The sequence below is a fragment of the Frankia sp. CcMO1 genome (genome assembly GCF_977945845.1).
In genome coordinates, this window is the sequence record NZ_CDWTMG010000364.1 from 1 (window position 1) to 3,258 (window position 3,258).

General features: G+C 71.3%; 5 protein-coding genes, 1 tRNA gene and 1 other RNA gene. 3 read left to right on the top strand and 4 right to left on the bottom strand.

The window, feature by feature from the left end; all coding sequences use genetic code 11:
- The coding region (locus AC08OU_RS23830) for a DNA polymerase III subunit gamma and tau (protein ID WP_476605872.1) at nt 1–1,239 on the bottom strand (1,239 nt) is incomplete at its 3' end.
- Nucleotides 1,240–1,377: 138 nt separating this feature from the next.
- Between AC08OU_RS23830 and ffs the strand changes: the two genes are divergently transcribed.
- Both ffs and AC08OU_RS23840 read left to right on the top strand, forming a co-directional pair.
- An RNA gene (gene ffs / locus AC08OU_RS23835) (signal recognition particle sRNA small type) lies at nt 1,378–1,474 on the top strand.
- Nucleotides 1,475–1,546: 72 nt separating this feature from the next.
- Nucleotides 1,547–1,635 (top strand) — tRNA-Ser (locus AC08OU_RS23840).
- A gap of 55 nt (nt 1,636–1,690) precedes the next feature.
- Here AC08OU_RS23840 and AC08OU_RS23845 read toward each other — a convergent pair.
- Genes AC08OU_RS23845 through AC08OU_RS23855 form a run of 3 tightly spaced genes read right to left on the bottom strand, consistent with a single transcriptional unit; the run spans nt 1,691 to nt 2,747 of the window.
- Complete coding sequence (locus tag AC08OU_RS23845; RefSeq protein WP_476605873.1) at nt 1,691–1,900, bottom strand: DUF397 domain-containing protein; 210 nt, start codon at nt 1,898–1,900, stop codon at nt 1,691–1,693.
- Nucleotides 1,897–2,382, bottom strand: coding sequence for a DUF5753 domain-containing protein (locus AC08OU_RS23850; protein ID WP_476605874.1), 486 nt, complete (start codon nt 2,380–2,382; stop codon nt 1,897–1,899). The genes AC08OU_RS23845 and AC08OU_RS23850 overlap by 4 nt, the downstream gene beginning before the upstream one ends.
- Nucleotides 2,358–2,747, bottom strand: coding sequence for a helix-turn-helix domain-containing protein (locus AC08OU_RS23855; RefSeq protein ID WP_476605875.1), 390 nt, complete (start codon nt 2,745–2,747; stop codon nt 2,358–2,360). The genes AC08OU_RS23850 and AC08OU_RS23855 overlap by 25 nt, the downstream gene beginning before the upstream one ends.
- 197 nt (nt 2,748–2,944) lie before the next feature.
- Between AC08OU_RS23855 and AC08OU_RS23860 the strand changes: the two genes are divergently transcribed.
- Complete coding sequence (locus tag AC08OU_RS23860; RefSeq protein WP_476605876.1) at nt 2,945–3,247, top strand: hypothetical protein; 303 nt, start codon at nt 2,945–2,947, stop codon at nt 3,245–3,247.
- The last annotated feature ends 11 nt before the right edge of the window (nt 3,248–3,258 follow it).

Sequence of the window (3,258 nt, forward strand, 5' to 3'; positions counted from 1 at the left end):
ATCGAGGGGCGCGGGTCCGGGCTCGCTCACCACCCGCACCCGGCGGACCGGCGCCGGGCCCTCCTCGCGCGGGCCGACGACGCCCACCCGCTTCTCGATCCGGTCGACGCGCGCACGCAGGCCGCGCTCCTCATCGTCGGCCGCGGGCAGCAGCAGCCGGGCGCAGAGCAGCTCCAGGTGGAGGCGCGGCGACGTCGCCCCGATCATCTCGGTGAGCGCCGTGTTCGTGATGTCCGCGGCCCGGGAGAGCTGGGCCGCGCCGAAGTGGGCGGCCTGGCCGCGCATCCGGTCGAGCTGGTCGTCGGGAACGCCGCGCAGCACCGCGTGGGCGCCGTCGCGGACCGCCTCGAGGATGAGCAGGTCGCGCAGCCGCTCCAGCAGATCCTCCACGAAGCGGCGGGGATCGTGACCGGACTGCACGACGCGATCGACGACCGTGAAGACGGTGGCGCCGTCGCCCGCGGCGAGCGCGTCGACGACGTCGTCCAGCAGGGCGCCGTCGGTGTAGCCGAGCAGGGCGACCGCGGTGGCGTACTGCAGGCCCTCCGGCCCCGCGCCCGCGATGAGCTGGTCCAACACGGACAGCGAGTCACGCACCGAGCCGCCACCGGCACGCACGACCAGCGGCAACACGCCCTTGCCGACCGGGACGCCCTCGCGCTCGCACACCTCGGCCAGGTAGTCCTGCAGCCGCTCCGGCGGGACGAGGCGGAAGGGGTAGTGGTGGGTGCGCGACCGGATCGTGCCGATGACCTTCTCGGGCTCCGTCGTCGCGAAGATGAACCGGATGTGCTCCGGCGGCTCCTCGACGATCTTGAGCAGCGCGTTGAAGCCCTGCGGCGAGACCATGTGGGCCTCGTCGATGATGAAGACCTTGAAGCGGTCCCGAACCGGCGCGAAGACGGCGCGTTCGCGCAGGTCACGGGCATCGTCCACGCCACCGTGGCTGGCGGCGTCGATCTCCACGACGTCCAGGCTGCCGGGACCTCCGCGGGCCAGCTCGACGCAGGAGTCGCACACGCCGCAGGGCACCGGCGTCGGCCCCTGGACGCAGTTGAGGCAGCGGGCCAGGATGCGGGCGCTCGTCGTCTTGCCGCAGCCGCGGGGACCGGAGAACAGGTAGGCGTGGTTCACCCGGTCGGCCCGCAGCGCCGCCGACAGCGGCTCGGTGACGTGCTCCTGGCCGATCACCTCTGCGAAGGTCTCGGGGCGGTACCGGCGGTACAGGGCGGTCGACACGGCGCCAAGCCTAGGCGCGTCCACCGACGTCCACCGACGCGCCAGGGTTCGCCCACGAAATCGGGGTGTGTAACCGATTTCAGCCACCCGCGGCACCCCGATTTCGCGGGCGAACCTCGGGAGGGGGTACGGTGATGGGCAGACCCCTCGTGCGGCGTCACCCCGCTGAACTCCCCCAGGGCCGGAAGGCAGCAAGGGTAGGCAGGCTCTGGCGGGTGCGCGGGGGGTCCTTTTCGCGGAGCGCCGGCCGATTCGCGGGGGCGCCGGGCGCACGGGAGGTGCGTCCGGGTTCGCTAGACTCCCCAGCGGAGGATTCGCCTAGTGGCCTAGGGCGCACGATTGGAAATCGTGTTGGGTTAACCACCCTCAGGGGTTCAAATCCCCTATCCTCCGCCACCCGAGCAGGGCCCGGGCGCCTTCGTGCGCCCGGGCCCTGGTCGTCAGCCGGGACTCACGAGCGCCCACCGCTCAGATGGTCGAACTCACCGTTCTTGGCGCCGTCCAGCCACGCCGCCCATTCGGCCGGCGTGTACCGCAGCACCGGCCCCTGGGGATCGGCACTGTGACGGACTTCGATGACGTCGCCCAGGCGGCGCATCTCCACGCACTCGCCCTGCGAGCCGCTCGCGATCGCCTTGATCCACGGTGTCTCGTCACTCATTCGCTGTACTCCCTCACAGGTATTGACCGCTCGTGCAGTCGGGCGAACGACCGGCGGTAGCTCGCCAGCTCGCCCGGCTTCTCCAGGTAGACGGCGCTGGTGTCGAGCTCGATGTACGCGATGTCGGGGTCCTCGGAGTCATCGAAGCTCAGGATCGTGAACGCCGACAGCGATGGTCGCGGACCCGCCCGCCACGGCATGACGCCGACGTAGGCACTGGGCCGCTCGGCGAGCGATCGCAAGTGCGCCACCTGGCGGCGCATCGTGTCGGGCGACCCCACCCGGAGCGCCAGCGCCCCCGGACCGAGGATCGCCGTGATGGAGGCCCGCCCGAAGACATCCGTCTGGCGTTCCATCCGCAGGCGGACGCGGTGCTCCAGCGTCTCCGGGCCGACCTCGTCGTCCATGCCCGCGATGACGGCACGGGCGTACTCCTCCGTCTGGAGCAGCCCGTGAATCAGCTCCGGTCCCCACGTCTCCACCTGCCGGGCGGAGTGCTCCAGCCCGAGGTACAGACACCGAACCAGTCGGGGACGACGCCGCTGTCCTCCCACAGCCCCTTGCCGCGTGTTCCCTCCGCGAGCGCGACCAGGGCATCGGTGGCTTCGGACGAGGCGCGGTAGCGGCGGCAGAGCAGCAGGACGTTGCCCGTCTTCACGGCGGTCTGACCGGACTCGATGCGCCGCAGCGTCGCGACCGAGACGTCCAGCTCGGCAGCGACGTCCTCCTGGGTCAGCCCGGCCTCCCGGCGGAGGGCGCGCAGCCGCCGGCCGAGTTCCCGCCGCGCAAGCCTGGGCTCGTCCGACATGAACTGAATGTAGCCGCCGAGGATCCCACAGACGGACACGGATGGAATCCACGTACCGCTCATTTTGCTTCTTTGCGTCGTTACGCCCAGTGTCGCAATGCTGTACGCAGCGAGACCGACGTGGGCCCCTACACCGGTGCCGGTTTCGCCCAGGACCGAGCCCGTAGAGGGAAGACCCGCGGACTCCGGATCCAGGGCGGAGCCCTGCCGCCGCGGCCACGAGGGAGGACAGGCAGATGATCCAGGCCTGGACCGGCCGATTGAGGTTCACGGCGTTCGACGACGCCTGGATCTCGTCGCCCGCCGACGTCGTCATCGAGGTCGGCCCCGACGTCGTCGAGATCCGCGCCGACGACCGCGCGCAGGGCCGCGTGCCACGCGACGAACTGCGCGTTTGGTTCGCGCACGGCACGGCGGACCTGCCTGCGGGGTCGACGACGTGGCGGACGCGCCCGAGCGGAGTGGCACTGGCACTGCCGGGCGCGCCGCCGTGCACGGTCCCCGACCGGGTGACGGTCAGCCTCGGCATCCATCTGTAAGAGCCTGTTTT